Here is a 21,484-nt window from a genome sequence, read left to right as displayed (position 1 = left end):
ATTTTATCCTTTCACAGAACCTGACATTACGCCCGATACTAAAAATCTTTGACTTATCAAATATACCAAAACTGAAGGCAATGCCAAAAGCACCATAACAGCATAAATTCTTGCTACATCAACAGGACTCTGGTATGTACTTGACATAAAAAATTGTGCAGCTAAAGTCACAGGATAGTTATCGGGTGATCTCATTACAAGTAACGGCATCAAATAATCATTCCAAGAATAAATGAAAGTCAATACCAATACATTTGCAATAATAGGAATACTAAGAGGTATCATAAATATACACCAAATCATAAATCTCCCCGCACCGTCCATTCTTGCACTCTCTAGAAGTTCATCAGGTATCGTATCAAAATAATTTTTAATCATTAAAAGCATCATAGGTGCATTAAACGCAACAAGCGGCAAGATAACACCGAAATGATTATCAAGCAAATTAAAATTTTTAATCAATGAAAAAAGTGGGCTTGTTACAGAAGCCACCGGAACTGCCAAGCACGCTAAAATACTATTAAAAATAACTCTATTACCTACAAATTTCATCTTTGAAAATGCAAATGCAGCTAATGATGTAATTATCGTTACTGTAATGGATGTAACAATACCTATGAACAGACTGTTAAAAATAACTCTGACGTAACTAATCTTTTCATAATTTAAAACATATATATAGTTCTTAACCCCCTCCAACTGAAATGATTTTATAAGTGCAACACTAAGTGGCAAAATCCATATAAATGCAAACACAATCAAAACTGCATATATAAATATTTTATGTAAATACTTGTGCTTCATATAATCACTCCTTTTCGCCAAGTCTTATCTGAATAAAAGACATAACTACAGCCAAAATTAAAATTGACACACCTATTGACGCAGCTCCACCTGCATTAAAGTCATTAAATGCCTTTTCATAAAGATAAGTATTCATTACAGTGGTTGATCTGCCCGGACCTCCTCCGGTAAGAAGTTTTACTATATCAAATGTCTTTAGTGAACCTACAATTCCCAGAATAACCAATACATTTGTAGTACCCCTAAGCATAGGAAATGTAATGTGAAAAACAGTTTTAAAAAATCCTGCACCATCTATCCTTGCCGCTTCATATACATCATCCGGCAATCCCATAAGACCTGCATAATATGTCATCATAGAAAATCCCATCCACTGAAATATATTCACAAGTATCACTGAAAATAATGCCACCTTCGGATCCCCCAGCCAGTTACACGCAAACATATCCAGATGAACACTTCTAAGGAATTGGTTCAACACTCCATTTGTAGGATCCATCAGAATTTTGAATATAGATGTTATTATAGATGTTGCCATAGCAATTGGCATAAAATATACAGCTTTAAAGATTCCTGTTCCGGGTAACTTAGTCTTCAAAAAAACTGCAAGAATAAAGCCGATAAACGCTTGGACAAAAACTGTTCCTACAAAAAATATAAGGTTATTGCATACAGATCCCCAAAAAACAGGATCTTTAAGCATCTTTACATAATTACTTGCCCCTACAATATTAAATTCAGCAGACATACCGTCCCAGTCAGTAAAGCTTACAAATACTGTATCAATTATACAATAATACACTATTGCAAAAGACAAAATCATCAGTGGCAAAATATATAAATATGCGATTCTATCACTTTTACCCCTTTTCTTCATTTCTCACCTCTCTACAAATCATTATAAATTTTATATAAGACAGGGGTAATCTAAATTTTTGCTTTTTACTATATTTTTTTGTTTAAAAAATCACTTGGTGTTTCTCCTGTGATATCTTTGAACACTTTAAAAAAATAATTATAGTTTCTAAATCCTGATTTCTTCACGACTTCTTTCATGGATATACTTCCACGAATCAAAAGACTTTTTGCCTTATTCACTCTTTGTAAATTCAAATACTCTACAAATCTCATTCCTGTCTCAGCCCTAAACTCCCTGCTAAGTACTGTATAACCGATATTTGCTATGCCTGCACAGTCTTCAAGTGAAATATCTTCTGATATATTATTATTTATATACGCTATAACCGCTTCAATTGCAGCGGAATATCTTTTTTTATTATCAGTAAGAATCTTTTTCATAAAATCTTCAACAAGTTCTCTATATTGAGTGAATAAATCAAAGTATTTCATCCTAAGCTTTGCATCATCAAACATTGTTGCATCTGTCAACTTATATACTCTCAATAACTCTAATATTTTTTCAGCGGTTTCTCTTACTATTACTTGACTATATCTGCCTTCTTCCAATTTATAAAAAATCTCTTCTACAGTCTTCTTTACATTATTGATATTATTTTGAATTTCAAATTCCAGCTGATCTAAGAATGTTCTTTCAAATTCACTATCCTTATACTTGATTTTTGCCGTAACTGCATCATAAATGATTTTATTTGCTCCATTATAAAATTTATCTTCAATCTTTTTTTGTATACTCTCCTGTGCTTCCATAGCTGACTCTATACTTTCATATGTATCACTACAAATAATATACAATGTTGTGTCAAGCATACGCACTGACATTCTATACAGTCTACTTGCTATACTGTGAATCGTATTAATAATAATTAGTGTGCTTCTTTCAAGACCAAATGATACAAGTAAAACAATATTATAGCTGTCGGTTATGTTTGCAATATATGAGTACTTGTCACCTAATATCTGACTTATCATATCTAAAATAACTTTGCATATATCTTGCTTAAATTCCAATATATTTACTCCTGACTTTATTTTGATATCAGGACTTATAACAATTATTCCTATTTTTCCAAATTCAAAATCCAATATGCCTTGTTCACATAATGTCTTTATTTTTGAAGTTTCAAAGTCACTCCTACATAAAGCTACATATCCTCTTTTTTTATAAATTCTATTCTCACTTGGATGTATATTGTATTGATCACATACTTTATCCAGTACGCTTTCCAAATATTCTCTTGTCAATTCATGCTTTAAAAGATAATTAGCAGCACCGTTTCTAAGACTGCCTCTGACATAGTAAAAATCATCAAAACTGCTGATTGCAATTATAGGTATATATTCATACAAAAGATGTAGTGCCCTCATAAGCTCCACGCCGTCCATTTCAGACATCCTCATATCACACAAAAGTATATCCACAGAATTATTCTTCAACCAGTTAAGCAATCCCTTTCCATCTATGAATTCCATAACTATTTCATATCTGTCACTATTTTCAAGATATTTCTTTATAGAACTTCTGCTGACCATATCATCATCTACTATTGCTAAAGTAATCCTCTTCATTGACAGTTCTCCTTTTTTGGTAATAAAAATTTGCATTTTGTATATTTACCCGGTCTACTTTCATAGTATATGCCATACTCATCTCCAAACAAGGTTTTAATTCTTTCATTAACATTTTTAATTCCTATTTTATTTGATGTATATTTACTGTCATCTTTTGCAAATATCATTTCTATTTCTTCTTTTGTCATACCCACTCCATTGTCACTTATTATAATATTAAGGTATTCTGCTTCAACAAACGCTTTTATAGTTATTTCACTATTGAGGTCTTCTGACTTTCCATGATAAATTGCATTTTCTAAAATCGGTTGTAGAATAAATCTTGGAATATAGAGATTTAATGCTATATTCTCAATATCCTTTTTTACTTTAAAATCATAATTTCCATTATATTCCATAATATTCAAATATCTGTCCACATAATCCAGTTCATCTTTTAGTAAAACCAATTCCTTTTTCTCTCTAATCACTGAATTAAGCAATGAATTCAGATTATTTACCAAGGGTACTATATTATCAGCATGCTGTATCTTAGCCATCCAAACAACAGTATTTAATGTATTTGATAAAAAATGCGGATTGATCTGAGCATGTAAAAAAGATATCTCTGCTTTTCTTTTTTCTCTTTCTTTATATTCAACCGTCTCCATTAAGGTCTCTATCTTATCTATCATACTGTTAAAAACCAAACCCATCTGACCTATTTCATCATTTGCTTTTACTTTATATCTAATATCCATATCACCATTTGCAATACCCTGCATTTTATTCTTAAGCACTGTAATTTCTCTCAGCATCCTTGAAGTCAGTATAATACAGATAATAACAGATATAACTACTATTAAAGCTATCATAACCCCTGATAAAAGTGCTGTATAATTTATACGTTTTGTGTAATATTCTGTAGGTATGGCTATCTTAAACTCCCAATCCACTTTATCCGCAAAAAAACTACTTTTTATATATCCATCACTTAGATTATTAAAATCATCTTCACTCATATCATAATTTGAATAAATCAAATTTTTTTTACTATCTGTTACAAAAAAAATGCTATTTTGTGGTAGGCTTGTCGAAAACATTTGATCAATTACTCCATAATCAAAATACACTACAACATATCCTATAATATTTCCAAAGCTATCTAATATACCTCGTACAGCAGGGACTACATAGTCACTTTTTGAGTTTGATTTCATGCCTTCCATATGAACAGGTTTCATCATAACTACAGAGTTTTTAAGTTTTTCTCTGTCCAATGCCATTATCTCCGATAATACTCCTTCATCACTTGGAACGATATGATTTGATGAAAAGACGCATTCCTTATTTACTACAACAGAAATTCCTGAAATATAATACTTATATCCATCAATGCTGGTTATATAGTTTAAAATCAATCTTTTATTTTTCAAATAAACATCATTCCACTGTCCATTTTCCTTTGTTACTTTTGTACTTAGCTTTAAAACCGGTACTATGATATTATTTCTGTCAATTGCAATCATTGTTGTCATATATGCAGTGTCTGTTAATATATACTCAAACGCATGGTAGGCATCAAGCATTGCACTTTTAGATATATTTTCAGCATAAACTACAGACATCTTTTTACTTACCCAATACCAAATTCCTGTTACAATAATACCGCTCACCGTCAATATCAATACCATAACCATCAATAACTTGTTCTTTAATTTCATACTCTTCTCCACCGATTACATAAATTTAATATGCCCTACAACCCGGCAAAAACCTGATCATAGGGCATATGAGTTATTTCTCCACTTTTTTCACCGAATTTCCGTCACTAATTATCACCGGAAACTTATGTGAGTAATTATGTTTTATCCGGTCACTGTCATTCAGCATTTTTATTATATTTCTTGCTGCAAGCCTTCCAAGTTTTTCCTTCGGATGTGCTCCTGAAATTATCTTAAAGTCTTTCTCTCCAAGTACCGCATCATCAAATGACACCATCGAAAAATTGCTTAGAAACTTCTCCGACTTCGCATTCAAAAAATCTACATACTTATATGCAATCTCATCATTGTAAGCAATCATAGCTGTACAATTCTTTGTCTTTTTATAAAACGAATTCAAACTTGATTTTGAGAATTTATAGTCAAAATCCTTTGTAGAGTACCACCTGATACAGTCATCATCTATTGCAATGTCATTGTTTGCCATACATTCCATGAATCCCTTATATCTCTCAATACCCTGCATATCATCATATTTGAAAATACCGCAAATTTTCCTATGTCCGTTTTTCAACAGTAATTGAGTCAACTCATAACTGCATTTTGCATCACTCATCTCTATGCTGTCAAAATCAAGGTTTGAATAGTGGTTGTGAATAAATATAATCGGAATGTTCTTCTTTACAAGTCTCTCATACAGTCTGACATTCGGATTCGGAAATGAGGATTTTGTACCTTCCACTATTATCCCGGATATATTCATATTCAAAAACTTTTCAAGATAATGCGCTTCTTCATTCAAACTGTTTTTTGTAACAGCAAGTTCGATCTGTATATTTTCCTCATCCATAATAGACTTTATACCGTCATATAGCCTTGGAAAAAAGTAGTCTGACAGATAACTTAAAATCAATCCTACCTTCTTTTTGGAACTTTGTTCCATCTTAAAAGATACATAGGTTCCGCTCCCTCTAACTCTCTCTATCAGGCCTTCATTTTCAAGATGTTCAAGCGCACCTCTAATCGTTTCTCTTGAGAATCCGAACTTTCGTATCAGAACGTTTTCACTTGGAAACTTCGCACCATATTTCAGAACACCGCTTATAATAATAGTCTTACCCCAATTATAAACCTTCATATACTTGAGATTACTGTTCTTATCACTCAGCAAATCTTTCAACACTCAACCTTTCGACATCTATGGTATCCAAATATCTCTGTGCAAAAACTTTAAATCCCTCTATATCCCTCTCATCTGCCATTATCTCACTTCCCAAATTCTTTACAAAGATTCTTTTATCTAGAAATTCATCCAAACCTTTATACTTTGAGGCATACTTTACATACAATGCCAGTAGTGCTATTCCCCATGCACCTCCCTCCCCTGCATTATCAAGTACTTCTACCGGAGCATTTATAGCAGCTGACAAATATCTCTGTCCAACACCCTTTGTTTTAAAGAATCCGCCGTGCCCCATCATCTTCTTTATCACTACATTTTCTTTCTCTATAAGGATATCAAGCCCCAACTTAACAGCGGTAAGCGAGCTGTACAGATGTGCCCTCATAAAGTTTGCCAGATTGAAATCGCTTTTTGGACTTCTTATAAATAACGGCCTTCCTTCGTTCAACTTTGTAATGCCCTCACCTGAAAAGTATCCGAATGACATAAGGTTCCCACAGTCACTGCTTCCATTTAAAGAATTGGTATATAACTTTTCATACAATTCACCGTCGGAAATATTCATTCCGAACAGCTTTGTAAATTCTCTAAACAACCCGACCCACGCATTCAGATCACCGGTACCGTTATTCGCATGTGACATTGCCACCGGATCACCGCTTGGTGTGGTTACCATATCTATCTCTTCATAATAGTTATCAAGCTTTTTATCAAGAACAAGCATTGCAAACATACTTGTTCCTGCCGACATATTTCCTGTACCTTTCTTAATAGAGTCGGTTGCAACCATTCCCGTACCTGCATCACCCTCAGGAGGACACAGTATACTTCCTTCTGCCAAATCACCATCCTTATCTAACAAATCGGCACCTGCTTTTGTAAGGATACCGGCACATTCTCCTGCCACCATAACCTTCGGCAGTATATCTCTAATTTTCCAGGAAAAATTGTAGCTTTTGATCTTTTCTTCAAATATACTGAGCATGGTTTCATCATATTCTTTTGTAACGGAATCTATCGGAAAAATACCCGAAGCATCTCCTATACCTATATTTTTTTTACATGTAAGCATATAGTGGATATATGATGATAATGTTGTAACAAAATCAATATCTTTTACATGTTCCTCTTTATCAAGCATTCTCTGATAAAGATGTGCTATTGTCCATCTAAGAGGTATATTGAACTTAAAGCTCTCACTTAATTCTTTTGCAGACCTTTCAGTATTTGAATTTCTCCATGTCTGAAAAGGTGCTAAAAGCTTCATATCTTTATCAAATGCCATATAACCGTGCATCATGGCACTTATACCCATATACTTTATCTGCTTTATTGTAATGCCAAACTTATCTTTTATATCGGCTTTCAGGCTCGCATAACAATTTGAAAGCCCAAAAAGTATCTCATCAAGCTGGTATGTCCATATACCGTCTATAAATCTGTTCTCCCAATCATGAATACCTATACCAAGTACTGTTCCGCTTTCATCTATAAGTACAGATTTTATTCTTGTAGATCCGAACTCTATTCCTAAAAATACATCTCCACTTTCGATTACCTGTCTACTGTCCATATTCCCCCTAATTTCCATAGTAGGCATTCTTGCCGTGCTTTCTCAAAAAATGCTTATCCTGTAAATACTTCGGTGCTTTATCTGCATCTTTATTTATAGTCAATGCAAAGAGATTCATCTTTGCCACCTCTTCCATAACTACCGCATTATGTACCGCCGTATATGCATCCTTTCCCCATACAAAAGGTCCATGACTGTGACATATACATCCCGGTATATATTCAGGATTTATGTTTCTTTCTCTGAATGTTTCAACTATCACCTTACCTGTGTTAAGCTCATAATCATCATCCAGTTCTTCTCTTGTAAGATGTCTTACACATGGTATATCTCCATAGAAATAGTCACATTGTGTTGTACCCATACAAGCTATGTCTACTCCTGCCTGTGCAAAACCTGTAGCATAAGGTGAATGTGTATGCACAACCCCACCTATATTTTTAAAGTTTTGATAAAGTATAAGATGTGTCTTTGTATCAGATGAGGGCTTATATCTTCCCTCCACACGATTACCGTCAAGATCCATTACAACCATATCTTCAGGCGTAAGCCTGTCATACTCTATTCCGCTCGGCTTTATTACAAAGTACTTTCCGCTTTCATCGATCCCGGACACATTTCCCCAAGTAAATGTAACCAGACCATACTTCGGTAAAAGCATATTTGCATCATATACCTTTTTCTTTAACTCTTCGAGCATACTTCCTCCTGTTATAACTGTGACAATTTTGTATCATCACCAATAGTAATAAGTTCACTGTTTGTGAGCTTTGCAAACATTGCAATGTCTTCTCTTGTAAGTGCGGTAGATACCACAGAGTGATGAGCTCCACCCGCATAGCACCAAGCTGCCGTACCGATTTCAAAGTTCGGCTTATGCCTGTACATAATTCTTGCCACCGGCAACTTAGGCATCGGATACGGCTGTTTTACAAGTTCAATATTGGCACAAATAATTCTAAACCTGTCTCCCATATCCACCATTGTCACTTGTATGCCTTCACCGGTTACTCCGTCAAATACAAGTCTGGCAGGATCTTCTTTTCCACCTATTCCAAGAGGCAGAACCTGTATTTCAGGTTTTGTAGCCGCAAATGAAGGTGGAACCTCCAACATATGGCTTGCCAACTCAATCTCTTCGTTTTCAGTTAAGTCATATGTGTAATCCTCTATAAATCCTGTTGCACCTTTTCTGTTTTCAGCCATTTTCATAAGCACAGCTGAAAACGCACTTGTCTTATAATCTCCTTCAGGTGCAAAACCTATGCCTCTTGCCATAAGATTTTGTGCCGATATTCCCGGCAACTGTCTTAAACCGTGTAAGTCTTGGAATGTGTCTGTAAAAGCTCCGATATTATTTTTTTCAAGGAATTTATCAAGTCCTACCTCATACTTAGCCTGTTCTCTAACCGCCTTTATATTGTCAGTTTTTAGGGTGTATTTTTCCAAATACTCTTCCATCTTTTTATCTGTTTCATCTTCGCTTACACCCTTTATTATTTCAACCAAGTCACCAAGTGCATAATAGTTACATTCCCATCCGTACTTTATTTGACTTTCTACTCTATCTCCATCCGTTACCGCAACCTCACGCATATTGTTGCCAAAGCTTGCCACCTTTAGATGTCTTGAAAAATCAATAGCCTTTGCCACTTCCATAAATCTTTTGATATGCGCAATAACTCTGTCATGCTTATAATAACCTGCAACCACTTCGTGTATTATGCCCATTCTGGCAAGTATGAATCCGTACTCTCTGTCTCCATGCGCAGATTGATTCAGATTCATAAAGTCCATATCTATACTGTCATACGGAAGTCTCTCATTGTGTTGTGTATGCAAGTGTAATAGCGGCTTTTTAAGCAGTGACAATCCCTTTATCCACATCTTTGCAGGTGAAAAAGTATGCATCCATGTAATCACCCCTATACAATCATCCTCTACCATCACCTTTTTAAAGTTTTCTATGCAAATCTCCGATGTCTCAACAATAGGCAATAATACGAGTTCGGCTATATCACCAATCTTCTCATTTAAAAATTTTACCATTTCTTTACTGTCTTTTGCAACAGTATCTAAACATTCTCTACCATATAAATCTTGGCTACCTACTATAAAATACACTTTTTTCATATCTGTTACTCCTTATATATTCAACTGTTATCAAGATATTATTTTATAACCTGTATGGACTTCCTGTCCGCAAATACCGCTACAAATATTAAGAATACAACTCCCTGTATCAGCTGCATCATCTGTGTAGAAAATCCCATCATTGTCAATCCGCTGTTTAAAACAATGTACAAAAGCGAACCGATAATTATATTTTCAAACTTTACCTTTGCACCGCCTGATATAGGCATACCGCCAAGTACCAACGCAATCAAAATTTGAGTTTCCAACTGACTTCCGCCTGATGAAGTAACGGAACCTACTTTTATAACATTGATAAAAGCAGCAAATCCTGTCATTGCACCTGCAAGTACATATACCAAAAATTTCATTTTATCAGTTCGTATTCCGGCAAACATTGCCGCCTTCTCTCCTGCGCCTATAGCCTTTAAGTATCTGCCGAATTTTGTGAATCTAAATACTACAAACGCCGTTACAACTACCAATACTGTAATACCTATCTTTAATCCGATTGTATCAAGACTCACCAAACTTGCCGCTCCTGCAACCGGTGCGTTGGTTGTCAGATACTTTATTATGCCTCTAAGCAAAAACATTGTGCATATAGTTACAATAAAAGACTGTATCTTTCTATTTACATAAAAATATCCGTTTACTCCGCCAATCACAGCGCCTGTAAATATACCTCCAAGTATTGCTATAGGTATATTATATTTTGACAATATACATACTACTATTGAAGATAAACCCAAAATAGAGCCTTGAGAAAAATCAAGCCCGCCCATAGTCATGATGAAGAACACGCCTGTAGCGGAAATCATAACTACATAGGCCTGTGATAATACTAAAGGTAAATTCGATATCATTCTCCAGTTTGTAAAAATATTAAAAATTACAAAAACAGCACATAGCCCCACTATAGGTAAAAGAGTGCGAAAAATATTCTTTTTATCCATATACCCTCCTAGACCATCATAGAAATAAGAGTATTTTCACCTATCTCTACACTTCTATCTATTTCTCCGGAAATTTTTCCATCTTTCATTATTATTATTCTGTCACACATGCCGATAAGTTCCATCAGCTCTTCCGAAATCATAATAATGGACTTACCGTTTTTTATCATTTGATTCATAAGATTGTAGATGTCCTGTTTTACTTTTATATCTATTCCTCTTGTCGGCGAATCAAGTACAACTATATCTGAATCCTTGCCGATCCATCTGGCAAGTACCACCTTCTGCTTATTCCCTCCGGATAAGTCCGAAACAAACTGGTCCACATTTACCATTTTTACAGACATCTTCTTTGCATAATCATTTGCAAAATTATTCATTGCTTTATCAGACAAAAATTTCCATTTTAGTGTAAGTTTGTCAAGTGAAGGTAAACAGATATTATCTCCGATAGACTCATTCATAACTACAGACTCATTATCCCTATCCTTTGATGTATACGCTATGGAATTTGCTATAGCTGTAGGTATATCATTTATATGTGTTCCGTCAGAAGTTATTACATCTCCGCTTCTGTCATATGAAGCTCCAAAAATTGCTTTCCCTATCTCATGCATTCCGGACTCGGACAGTCCGCCAAAACCCAAGATCTCCCCTTTATGTAAATCAAAGCTTATATCCTCCAAAAGTCCCGGTACGGATACATTCTTTACCGAAAGTACTACTTCATCTTTAACAGACTCACCAAATTGTTTTCTGTAATAGTCTCCCTCCAGCTCTCTACCGACCATCAGTCTTCTAAGCCCTTCTTCATCTATATCCTTCGATGACACTGTATCAATGTAAATACCGTCTCTAAGCACTGTAACAGTATCAGATTTTTCCAGAATTTCCGGTAAGTCATGTGATATAAATATTACTGTATTTCCGGATTTTTTTATTCTGTCCATATGTTTATATAATTCATGTCTTCCTTCATTTGAGAGTGCTGTTGTAGTTTCATCTATCACAACTATTTTAGGATCAAAATATGTTGCTTTTACAATTTCTATCAATTTTCTGTCTTCAAAATTGTACCTGTCTATTATTTCACCTGCCTTAATTCTGTCAAAACCATATTTTTTTAAAAGTTCTGTTGCCATCTTATTCATCAAATTTGTATTTTTAATTCCAAACCTTGTGAATTTGTCTTCATGTCCCAAAAAAATATTTTCAGCGACGGTAAGTCCTGACAGTGTTCCTAACTCCTGTACTATAATTGAAATACCTTCTCTGTTTGCCTCGACTTGATTTCTTGGATGTACTTCCTTGCCGTCCAAAATAAACTTACCGCTGTCAATTGTATAAATTCCGGTAAGCATATTCGTAAGTGTTGACTTACCTGACCCGTTTTCACCTATCAGTGCATGTACTTCGCCTTTATTTATATTAAACGAAACATCTGAGACAGCCTTTGTAATGCCGAAAGTTTTACATAGATGTTCAATTTTTAATCTTACTTCACCCATCTTATCTCCCTTTGAAAATATCTAATAAAAGTATCACTTAACTATATCGCCTTTGTTCACTTTCGTTGTCAGTGTTATTATAATCAACAATGTAATACCTGTAATAACATCTTGTATCGCTGTCGGTGCGCCTAATGCAATAAACCCGAAGAATATTATATTGATTACAAACTCACCGATAATAATAGCTTGCAAAGGCATTCCATACTTTTTAAAGGCTAATCCGAAAAAACATCCCATAGTAGGTATAAAGTTTCTGCTCATAGATGCCATTCCCGTTACAGCCACCATTGATGAACCGTAACTTATAGTAAGTATTGACATGATACCCAAAAAGGCACCTGATATGACAAATGCCAATACCTTATATTTCTTTACATCTATACCCATATTTTTAGCTACAAACTCATTACTTCCTATTGCATATGTATAAGTTCCTATCTTTGTATAGTTGAGTATCAGATAGGCTATTGCAAAAGCAATCAATGCCAATATGATGTCTCCAGGCATCCTACCGAAAATTCTAAGTTCAGATGCTAAGGTTTGCTCTACTCCGCCTGCAATATAATTTGCAACCGACTCATATATAAGTGCCAACCCTGTAGTTACAATCATTGACGGTATTCTCAGTTTTACATATAAAAAGCCGTTTAAAAGACCTACTATCGTACCTGTAACGATACAACCTGATATCAGTCCTGCATACCCCATTCCAAACCTTTGAGCAACTACACTTCCAACTATTGCAGAAAGCATAATATTGGCGCCTATTGAGAAGTCAAACATGCCCATTACCATAACAAAATAAAAACCTACCGCACCGGTTGTCGCTATAAGACTTGCTTGAAAATAACTCAGTAAATTATCAGCCGATCCGAAATTTTTAGGTGTCAGAATCTTAAATACCGTCCATGACAGTATTACAAGAAAAACAAGTATAATATATCCCAAAGTCTTTGCAGACACTGTTTTTTTATTTTTTATTGATGTAAAAAGATCCATCCTACAATCCTCTTCTTAACTTTTAAAATAGCTGCTGTATTTAAACTACAGCAGCCATAATCTAACTTAAAATACAACACTATAAACTTAATTTCACTTTTAAAACTTACTTCGATCTTTCCATAGCATCTTGAATTGAAAGCTTTGATGCAGCTTGTTTTAAATCATCTAAGCTAAGCTGTGACATACTTACAAGTTCATCTTTAGTATATGGAAGCTTGTCTACAAAGTACTTTTCATAATCTGCATAGTCTTCCGGTGATGAAACATATAGATATGGAAATTGAACATCCTCAAACTTGCCCTCAATACCTGTATAATTTCCCTTTATTGCATTATAAACCATCATAAATGAGAATAAAGGATCGCAATAATGTCCACCTGATTCTCCTGCCATAGAACCGTTCTTCAGTCTCTCACCTAAATCAGGCAAAAAATCTGTTGATACTATATCTATGTCTGCTGTCTTACCGGCTCTTTCTACTGCTGCTATTGCCCCTTGCAAAGGATCTCCGCCTCCGCCTGCAGGTATAAGTGCATCCAGACTCGGATCTGCAGCCATAAGTGCTTCCGCCGCCTTTGATCCGCCTTCGGAAGATGTTCCTGCGTACTGCGGTTCAGACAGCTTTGCCTGATCATCAGGATGATCTTTATTCCACTTTTCTACTCCGGTTTTGTAACCTTCCCATCTGCCGAGCCATGTCGCATCTCCTTGCTCCCATCCTATAAGTCCGATATCTCTATCTCCTTTATCGAGCAATATATTAACCAACTTCTCTCCGTTTTCAGGTTCATTTTCATGAACCGCTCCGATATAATAAGGTGAATCCGTTGCCAACTTATAAATATCGGCACTCTTATCCTTATCTATAATTCTAAAAAACTGTGAAAGGTACACTTTGTTATCATTTGCGGTCTTTATTGCCGATGTCATCTCCGTGTCGGAAGAATTGCATATTATGATTCCCTGACATCCCGCCGCAACAAGTTGTTCTACAGAAGATGTAACCTTTTCTGAAACATGTCCCTGATCTACATACTGTATCTGCACTCCTAAAGCATCTGCGGCCTCATCAAGTATCCTCTTACACTGAGATCCGAGTACATCAGTTGATGACCATATTGATACTCCGATTTTTATATCTTTGTTATCAACAGTCTTTCCGGCATTTGCAGCCTCACCTGCACTGCTGCTTGTATTTCCTCCGTCACCGTTTCCACATGCTGCCAGTGGGAATGCCATGGCCGCTACCATACCTAACGCAACAATCTTTTTAATCGCTTTTTTCATTTTTCCTCCTAAAATTGTACGAATTATTATGTTTTTATATTAGTACAAGCAATACCCGTTAGCAATATAATACATCTTTTTTATCTTTATAAGTTGTATTTAAAAAGTATTTTATTATACTGATATTTATATTTAAGATAAAATCTTAACAATTAATCCGTGATTTATATTCTACTATTTATCTTTATTTATATATCTATTATTAGTTTTGCACTTATATCATCCGTTATTTTTATATTTATACCTTTTATATAATACAACTTACATTTCTTTAAAAGATATATTATAATACTCCTTTATTTACTTTACCTCCATCTATCATAACTATAATTAACTCTTCAACAATCTTCCCTCCCTTTTATTTATTTTGCCCAATTTCCCGCTTTTTCTTTTGGTATTCTGCCAATTGTTATTGCTTAAGAAATATGTTAGAATTTCTGCATAAGATTTTATATTTAGGATTGTTACTGAGACGCAGGCAAGACCGAATGACCGTATTTATATGGTTTATTTGGTCTTTTTATTATTTTATGTTTATGGTGGTGCGATGATCATTGAAAAAATTATAAACAACAATATTGTCTTGACCCATGACCATAAGAACAGAGAAGTCATTGCCATGGGTAAGGGTATAGGTTTCGGCAGGCGAAAGGGCGATACGGTATCACAATCGGAGATTGAAAAGGTATTTCGCATAAAGGAAAATGAAACGCTTTTAAAGTTTCAGGATATGATTGCCGATATACCTATGGAAAGGTTGATACTGACTGATGATGTTATATCCTATGCTATAAATGTTGAAAATTTGAAGCTGAGCCAAAACATCTATCTTACATTAGTCGACCATATCAACTTTGCCATTGAGAGATTCAAAGAAGGTATGACTCCCGAAAACGCTCTGATGTGGGAGATTAAGAGATTTTATCCGCAGGAATATGCGCTGGGGCTCTATACTATAAGACTTATACATGACAGAATGGGACTTTTGATTCCCGACTCGGAGGCCGGATTTATTGCACTTCACTTTGTCAATGCACAGTACAGCACACATATGAAGGAGACCCTAAGCCTTCCGCATCTTATGCGAGATATAATGGACATTGTGATGAGTGAATTGAATGTAAACTTAAATGAAAATTCCATTCACTATGAAAGATTTGTAACCCATATAAAGTTTCTTATTCAAAGGCTGTATCACAATGAGATGCTTTTAGATGAGGACACAATATTTGAAGATATGATGAAAGAAAAGTACCCTCGAGAGTTTGAATGCGGAAAGAGAATTGCAAAATATATAGAACATGAGACCAAATCGGGAATAACCCGAATGGAAATGACCTATCTTGCAATTCATATTAAAAGGGTAACTATGTCGGAGGAATAAATATGTTCGGATTTTTTAAGAAGAAAAAAGACACACTTTTAAGCCCTATGGCCGGAAAAAGTATATCTATAAAAGAAGTCCCTGATGAGACGTTTTCATCGGAGATGCTTGGAAAGGGAGTTGCGATAATACCAAGTGACGGTCTTGTCACCTCTCCTTCAAACGGTACCGTAAGTATGATCTTTGATACCTTGCATGCCGTCAGCATAATAGCGGATACCGGAGAGGAAGTACTTATACATGTCGGACTTGATACCGTAAAGATGAGAGGTGAAGGATTTGAAGCCCTTGTAGCGGTAGGTGATATAGTGAAGGCAAAGGATCCTCTTTTAAAAGTCGATTTGAATAAAATAAAAGAAGCGGGATTTGACCCTGTCACAGTTATGATTATTTGCAACAGTGACAACTACAAATCCGTTGAGAGTGTCACCGATATAACTGTGACAAATGACAGTGAAATCTTGGTAGTAATACCATAATAAACTTTTCTCTTTGAACGGCCGACAAAGAGAACACAAAATAAGGAGAAATTTATGAAGTATTTACAACGACTTGGGAAGTCTTTGATGCTTCCTGTAGCCTGCCTTCCTGTGGCGGCGATTTTGATGGGTATCGGTTATTGGATTGACCCTACAGGCTGGGGAAGCAATAATATAGCTGCGGCTTTCCTGTTAAAAGCAGGCAGCTCCATCATTGACAACATGGCAATCCTCTTTGCTATAGGCGTTGCAGTAGGTATGAGTGATGACGGTGACGGTGCCGCCGCTCTTGCAGGACTTGTTTCATGGCTGGTTGTTACAACTCTTTTATCAAAGGATTCCGTAGCAATGTTTACGGGTGTTGATGCCGATGCCGTGCCTGCAGCTTTTAGTAAAACTCAGACTCAGTTTATCGGAATTATCTGCGGTCTTATAGGTGCTCTTTGCTACAATAAGTTTAAAACTACAAAGCTTCCCGACGCTCTGTCATTCTTTAGCGGTAAAAGATGTGTAGCTATTGTTACGGCAGGATTTTCACTTATTGCATCTCTTATACTTTTCTTTGTTTGGCCTGTTGTTTACGGTGCTTTGGTAAGCTTCGGTGAAGCTATTATGAGCACAGGTGCTCTAGGTGCCGGAATCTACGGATTCTTTAACAGACTTTTGATTCCTTTCGGTCTTCACCACGCACTCAACTCCGTATTCTGGTTTGATGTGGCAGGTATCAATGATATAGGCAAATTCTGGGGAAGTGCTGAAGGCGGTGTACTCGGACAGACAGGTATGTATATGTCGGGATTTTTCCCTGTAATGATGTTCGGACTTCCGGGTGCCGCACTTGCTATGTATCATACAGCTAAGGATTCCAAGAAAAAGGCTGCTTACGGTCTTTTACTTGCTGCCGCTCTGTCTTCATTCTTTACAGGTGTTACAGAGCCGCTTGAGTTTGCATTTATGTTCCTTGCGCCGGTACTCTATGTTATTCATGCACTGCTCACAGGTATTTCACTTGCGATTGTAGCATTACTTCCTATCAGAGCTGGATTTAACTTCAGTGCAGGTCTTGTAGACTGGGTACTCAGCTTTAAAGCTCCGTTTGCACAAAATCCGATACTCTTAATACCTATAGGCATTGTTTACGGCGTAATATACTACTCGATATTCCGTTTTGTTATCACCAAGTTTAACTTAAAGACTCCAGGTAGAGAAGAGGACGAGGAAGAGGAAAAGAAAGCGGTGCTTTCAAATGATGACTATACCACTGTTGCAGGTATCATACTTGAAGGTGTAGGCGGTCCCGAGAATCTGACATCTATTGACAACTGTATCACAAGACTTCGCCTTGAAATCAAGGACTACACAAAGGTGGATGAAAAGAAGATAAAATCCGCAGGTGTTGCAGGTGTTATCAGACCTTCAAAGACTTCAGTACAGGTTATTATCGGTACAAAGGTTCAATTCGTAGCCGACGAGTTTAAAAAGCTTGCAAAAAATAAATAATACATAACAAACGGCTGTCGCTTTAATATAGAATCATAGCGACAGCCGTTTTAATTTATATTTATTTTATTTTGCAGATAATGCAGCCATTGTGATGTAGTTGTACGGCTGATTGAAATGTGGAAGGAAGAAAATATCAAGCAGCTTAAGCTTGTCTATAGTCACCTTCTCCTGTATTGCAAGTGAGAACATATGTATACCCATTGACATATCATATGTTGATGCCATCTGCGCACCTACTATCACTCTTGTCTTTGCATCATATACTATCTTAAGCTTTACCTTCGGATTGGTTGTTTCAATGAATGTTGCCTTTTGCAAATCTTCATATGAAGTTGAAAGCACATCCATACCGATCTGCTTTGCCTTCTGCTCGCTAAGACCTGTGGATACAAGCTTCAAGTCATAGATTGAGATGGCGTTTGACCCCTGAACACCTATTGTCTCAAGCTTTTTGCCGCAGGCATTGTATGCCGCTATAAGGCCTGAACGTACGGCGTTGGTTGCAAGTGCGATATATGACTTCTCTCCTGTAGCATTGAACTGTACGGTTGCACAGTCACCTATTGCGTATACATCCTTTATACTTGTCTGCTGAGTAGCGTCAACTATATATGCACCGTTTGGCATTGTTTCAAGGCGACCCTTTCCAAGTTCGGTATTCGGTCTGAATCCGATAGCAAGTATTACCATATCACACTGATATTCATTCTTATCTGTGACAATTGCTTCTACTTTGCCGTTACCCTTGATTTCCTTTACGGTCTCACCGAAAGCAAGCTCTATGCCGTGCTCACTAAGGTTCTTATCCATCATTGCACTGAACTCGGTATCATAGTAGCTTGAAAGTGAAGTCTTTGCTATATCCACTAAAATTACTTTCTTATGATGTCTTTCAAACGCCTCTGCAAGCTCCACTCCGATATAACCGGCACCTACAACGGCTATTGTCTTTATATCAGGGTTTTCAAGCTTCTTTATTACCTCTTCAGCATTTTGGAAAAGCTTCACAAGCTGAACATTCTCCAAATCCCTGCCGGGTATTGGAGGTACTATAGGAAGTGAACCTGTAGCAAGTATCAACTTGTCATAGCTTTCTTCCACCTCTTTACCGTCTTCCAATGTCGCAATAACAACCTTTTTATCAAAGTCGATATTTTCAACCTTGCTGTTCATATTTACCTTTGCGCCCTGTGACTCAAGCTTTTCTTTGTTTGAATAGAAAAGTCCGTCAGGTTTTGATATCTGTCCGCCTATCCAAAGTGCCATACCGCAGCCCAAGAAGCTGATATTTGAGTTCTGATCAAATACTACTACCTCATCTCCCTCGTTAAAACCTGTAATCGTATTGATTGCACAAGTACCGGCGTGGTTTGCTCCAACTACTACTATTTTGCTCATATTTCCTCCAAAATATATTTAATAATTATTTTTGACTCAGTTATACAGCTTTTTTAAAATCTGATTGTGTTCTATTGGATTGTACTATGTTTTATCTTTTAAAACAAGTCTTTTGGAGTGTATACATTTAAATTTTTTAAAATGCAATAAAAAAAGCCGTCACAAAAGAATTTAATCTTTGTAACAGCTTCTCATTCTATAAGCTACCGAATAGTACAGGAAGTCCCAAGCTTATCATCGGTATAAATGTTATAAGTAAAAGTGTGATTATCATGCAAAGATAGAAAGGTAATGTCGCCTTTACCACCTTTTCCATCGGAAGTTTTGCTACTGCAGAACCTATAAAGAGTACTCCGCCTACAGGAGGTGTAAGAAGTCCGATACCGCAGTTTAAAACTACCATTATACCGAACTGTATCGGTCCTATTCCTATAGAATTTGCTATCGGAAGAAGTATAGGTGTGGCAATAAGTATAATCGGTGCCATATCCATTATACATCCAAGTATAAGTAAAATAAGGTTAAGTAAAAGTGCCAAAATTATAGGATTACTTGTAAATCCTGTGATTGCGCTTGCAGCCATATCAGGCACATGAAGTGTTGTAAGGCAATATCCGAATATACTTGATGTCGATATAAGTATAAGCACTATTGACAATGTATTTATGCACTCTTCAAGTGTCTTCCATACGCCCTTCCAGTCAAGTCCCTTGTATATGAATACACTGACAATAAGGCTGTAGATAACCGCAATGGCTGCCGACTCCGTAGCTGTGAACACACCGCCTACTACACCTACTACTACTATAAGCACTGCCGCCAATGCCCAGAATGATACGCTAAGCTGCTTTAGAAGCACCTTCATCGAGAACTTGTCACCCTTAGGGTAATTCCTTCTGACAGATATAATATATGATCCGATCATAAGTGATACCGCAAGCAATGCACCCGGTATATATCCTGCAAGGAATAAGCTTCCTACAGATACTCCACCTGCTGTAGTCGCATAGATTACCATGTTATGTGACGGCGGTACCAAAAGTCCCTCACATGATGATGTGATTGTTACAGCTGTTGAAAAATCCGCATCATATCCCTGGTCCACCATCATAGGTATAAGTATTGAACCCAGAGAAGCCGTATCGGCCGAAGCCGAACCTGAAATACCTCCGAAAAAATATGAAGCTACGATATTTACCATTGCCATACCGCCACGCATCCAGCCTACACAGGCATTTGCCAGTGCAATAAGTTTTTCCGAAATTCCGCCGCTGCCCATCAAGCAACCCATTGTGATAAAGAAAGGTACCGCCATAAGTGAAAATGATGATATACCCTTAACCATCTGCTGACATATGGTAGATAAAGGCTGGCCTTGGGACAAAAGGCAAAGCAGTGATGAAAGTGCCACCGCGTAAGCAATCGGGAAGCGTAAAAATATCATTACAAAAAAGCTGATAAGCAATATGGCTATTGCAACTCCTGTACTCATGCCTTCACCTCCTGTGCATCTTCGTTCAAACAAAGAGCCTTGAAATGATTATAAAGTGCCTCAAGCTCAAATATAACCATAGCAACTCCCGCTAAAGGTATCGGAAAATACTGCCAAAACTTTGAAAGTCCCGGCATACTTACATATGTACCCTTTGCACCTATCTTTGTTGCGTAGCTCCATCCTACAACTATCATAACTATTGCAAGTATAAGTACCGCCACATCTGATAATATATCCAAGAATCTTACGACCTTCTTCGGCAAGTATGTGTCAAATGCGGTCATTCTGATATGTGCGCCTCTTCTTATAGCAAGTGCTGCAGAAAGCACCGCCATATATGCCATGAATGTAAGCACTATCTCCTCACTCCAGGCAGGATCCGGTATAAATGAGATATACCTTCCCGCAACCGACATGGTCGTGATAGCTATATCTCCGATCAATAAAATTTTACATAGGAACAGAACAAACTTATATACCGCATCATATGCAGGTTTCATTCTGTCCACAGCCTTAAAAAAATCCGACATTTCTACCTCTATTCTGTCAACAAGCCTCAAGGGAAAGTCCCAAGAGGCGGTT

General features: G+C 36.5%; 18 protein-coding genes. 3 read left to right on the top strand and 15 right to left on the bottom strand.

Annotated features, from left to right (window positions below):
- Positions 1-3: 3 nt before the first annotated feature.
- The 12 genes from ACO6FI_RS06540 to ACO6FI_RS06485 all read right to left on the bottom strand — a co-directional run bounded on the left by ACO6FI_RS06540 (position 4) and on the right by ACO6FI_RS06485 (position 14,643).
- Positions 4-804 (bottom strand): carbohydrate ABC transporter permease, encoded by an 801-nt coding sequence (locus tag ACO6FI_RS06540; protein ID WP_485456648.1) that lies wholly within the window; start codon positions 802-804, stop codon positions 4-6.
- Between the two features lie 4 nt (positions 805-808).
- Positions 809-1,681 (bottom strand): carbohydrate ABC transporter permease, encoded by an 873-nt coding sequence (locus ACO6FI_RS06535; protein ID WP_485456647.1) that lies wholly within the window; start codon positions 1,679-1,681, stop codon positions 809-811.
- 68 nt (positions 1,682-1,749) lie between these two features.
- On the bottom strand, positions 1,750-3,291 hold the full coding sequence (locus ACO6FI_RS06530; RefSeq protein WP_485456646.1) for a response regulator transcription factor: 1,542 nt from the start codon (positions 3,289-3,291) through the stop codon (positions 1,750-1,752).
- Complete coding sequence (locus tag ACO6FI_RS06525; protein WP_485456645.1) at positions 3,288-4,997, bottom strand: cache domain-containing sensor histidine kinase; 1,710 nt, start codon at positions 4,995-4,997, stop codon at positions 3,288-3,290. Before ACO6FI_RS06525 ends, ACO6FI_RS06530 begins: the two co-directional genes overlap by 4 nt.
- A gap of 73 nt (positions 4,998-5,070) precedes the next feature.
- Complete coding sequence (locus ACO6FI_RS06520; RefSeq protein ID WP_485456644.1) at positions 5,071-6,180, bottom strand: GntR family transcriptional regulator; 1,110 nt, start codon at positions 6,178-6,180, stop codon at positions 5,071-5,073.
- The gene (locus tag ACO6FI_RS06515) at positions 6,158-7,753 is read right to left on the bottom strand and encodes a xylulokinase (protein WP_485456643.1); all 1,596 of its coding nucleotides are present in this window, start codon (positions 7,751-7,753) and stop codon (positions 6,158-6,160) included. Before ACO6FI_RS06515 ends, ACO6FI_RS06520 begins: the two co-directional genes overlap by 23 nt.
- Positions 7,754-7,760: 7 nt before the next feature.
- Positions 7,761-8,453, bottom strand: coding sequence for an L-ribulose-5-phosphate 4-epimerase (locus ACO6FI_RS06510; protein WP_485456642.1), 693 nt, complete (start codon positions 8,451-8,453; stop codon positions 7,761-7,763).
- 11 nt (positions 8,454-8,464) lie between these two features.
- Positions 8,465-9,886: an L-arabinose isomerase gene (araA, locus tag ACO6FI_RS06505; RefSeq protein WP_485456641.1), complete on the bottom strand. Its 1,422-nt coding sequence runs from the start codon at positions 9,884-9,886 to the stop codon at positions 8,465-8,467.
- Between the two features lie 38 nt (positions 9,887-9,924).
- Positions 9,925-10,842 (bottom strand): ABC transporter permease, encoded by a 918-nt coding sequence (locus ACO6FI_RS06500; protein ID WP_485456640.1) that lies wholly within the window; start codon positions 10,840-10,842, stop codon positions 9,925-9,927.
- An 8-nt stretch (positions 10,843-10,850) separates the two neighbouring features.
- Positions 10,851-12,350, bottom strand: coding sequence for a sugar ABC transporter ATP-binding protein (locus ACO6FI_RS06495; RefSeq protein ID WP_485456639.1), 1,500 nt, complete (start codon positions 12,348-12,350; stop codon positions 10,851-10,853).
- Between the two features lie 33 nt (positions 12,351-12,383).
- The gene (locus ACO6FI_RS06490; protein ID WP_485456638.1) at positions 12,384-13,352 is read right to left on the bottom strand and encodes an ABC transporter permease; all 969 of its coding nucleotides are present in this window, start codon (positions 13,350-13,352) and stop codon (positions 12,384-12,386) included.
- 106 nt (positions 13,353-13,458) lie between these two features.
- Positions 13,459-14,643, bottom strand: a complete 1,185-nt coding sequence (locus ACO6FI_RS06485; RefSeq protein WP_485456637.1) for a sugar ABC transporter substrate-binding protein — start codon at positions 14,641-14,643, stop codon at positions 13,459-13,461.
- Positions 14,644-15,190: 547 nt separating this feature from the next.
- Between ACO6FI_RS06485 and licT the strand changes: the two genes are divergently transcribed.
- Genes licT through nagE form a run of 3 tightly spaced genes read left to right on the top strand, consistent with a single transcriptional unit; the run spans position 15,191 to position 18,006 of the window.
- The gene (gene licT / locus ACO6FI_RS06480; protein WP_485456636.1) at positions 15,191-16,027 is read left to right on the top strand and encodes a BglG family transcription antiterminator LicT; all 837 of its coding nucleotides are present in this window, start codon (positions 15,191-15,193) and stop codon (positions 16,025-16,027) included.
- Positions 16,028-16,029: 2 nt separating this feature from the next.
- Entirely contained in the window at positions 16,030-16,506 is a 477-nt protein-coding gene (locus ACO6FI_RS06475) for a PTS sugar transporter subunit IIA (protein ID WP_485456635.1), read from the top strand.
- A 54-nt stretch (positions 16,507-16,560) separates the two neighbouring features.
- On the top strand, positions 16,561-18,006 hold the full coding sequence (gene nagE, locus ACO6FI_RS06470) for an N-acetylglucosamine-specific PTS transporter subunit IIBC (RefSeq protein WP_485456634.1): 1,446 nt from the start codon (positions 16,561-16,563) through the stop codon (positions 18,004-18,006).
- A 66-nt stretch (positions 18,007-18,072) separates the two neighbouring features.
- Here the strand turns inward: nagE and nox are convergent, their stop codons facing one another.
- From nox to ACO6FI_RS06455, 3 genes are all read right to left on the bottom strand, one after another.
- Positions 18,073-19,407, bottom strand: coding sequence for a H2O-forming NADH oxidase (gene nox / locus ACO6FI_RS06465; RefSeq protein WP_485456633.1), 1,335 nt, complete (start codon positions 19,405-19,407; stop codon positions 18,073-18,075).
- Between the two features lie 196 nt (positions 19,408-19,603).
- Positions 19,604-20,899: a TRAP transporter large permease gene (locus ACO6FI_RS06460; protein WP_485456632.1), complete on the bottom strand. Its 1,296-nt coding sequence runs from the start codon at positions 20,897-20,899 to the stop codon at positions 19,604-19,606.
- On the bottom strand, positions 20,896-21,432 hold the full coding sequence (locus ACO6FI_RS06455; RefSeq protein ID WP_448946446.1) for a TRAP transporter small permease: 537 nt from the start codon (positions 21,430-21,432) through the stop codon (positions 20,896-20,898). Before ACO6FI_RS06455 ends, ACO6FI_RS06460 begins: the two co-directional genes overlap by 4 nt.
- Between the last annotated feature and the right edge of the window lie 52 nt (positions 21,433-21,484).

This window comes from Lachnoanaerobaculum sp., assembly GCF_057250505.1.
The sequence above is the reverse complement of the archived record's forward strand: the minus strand, read 5'-3'. Positions and strand labels throughout refer to the sequence as shown.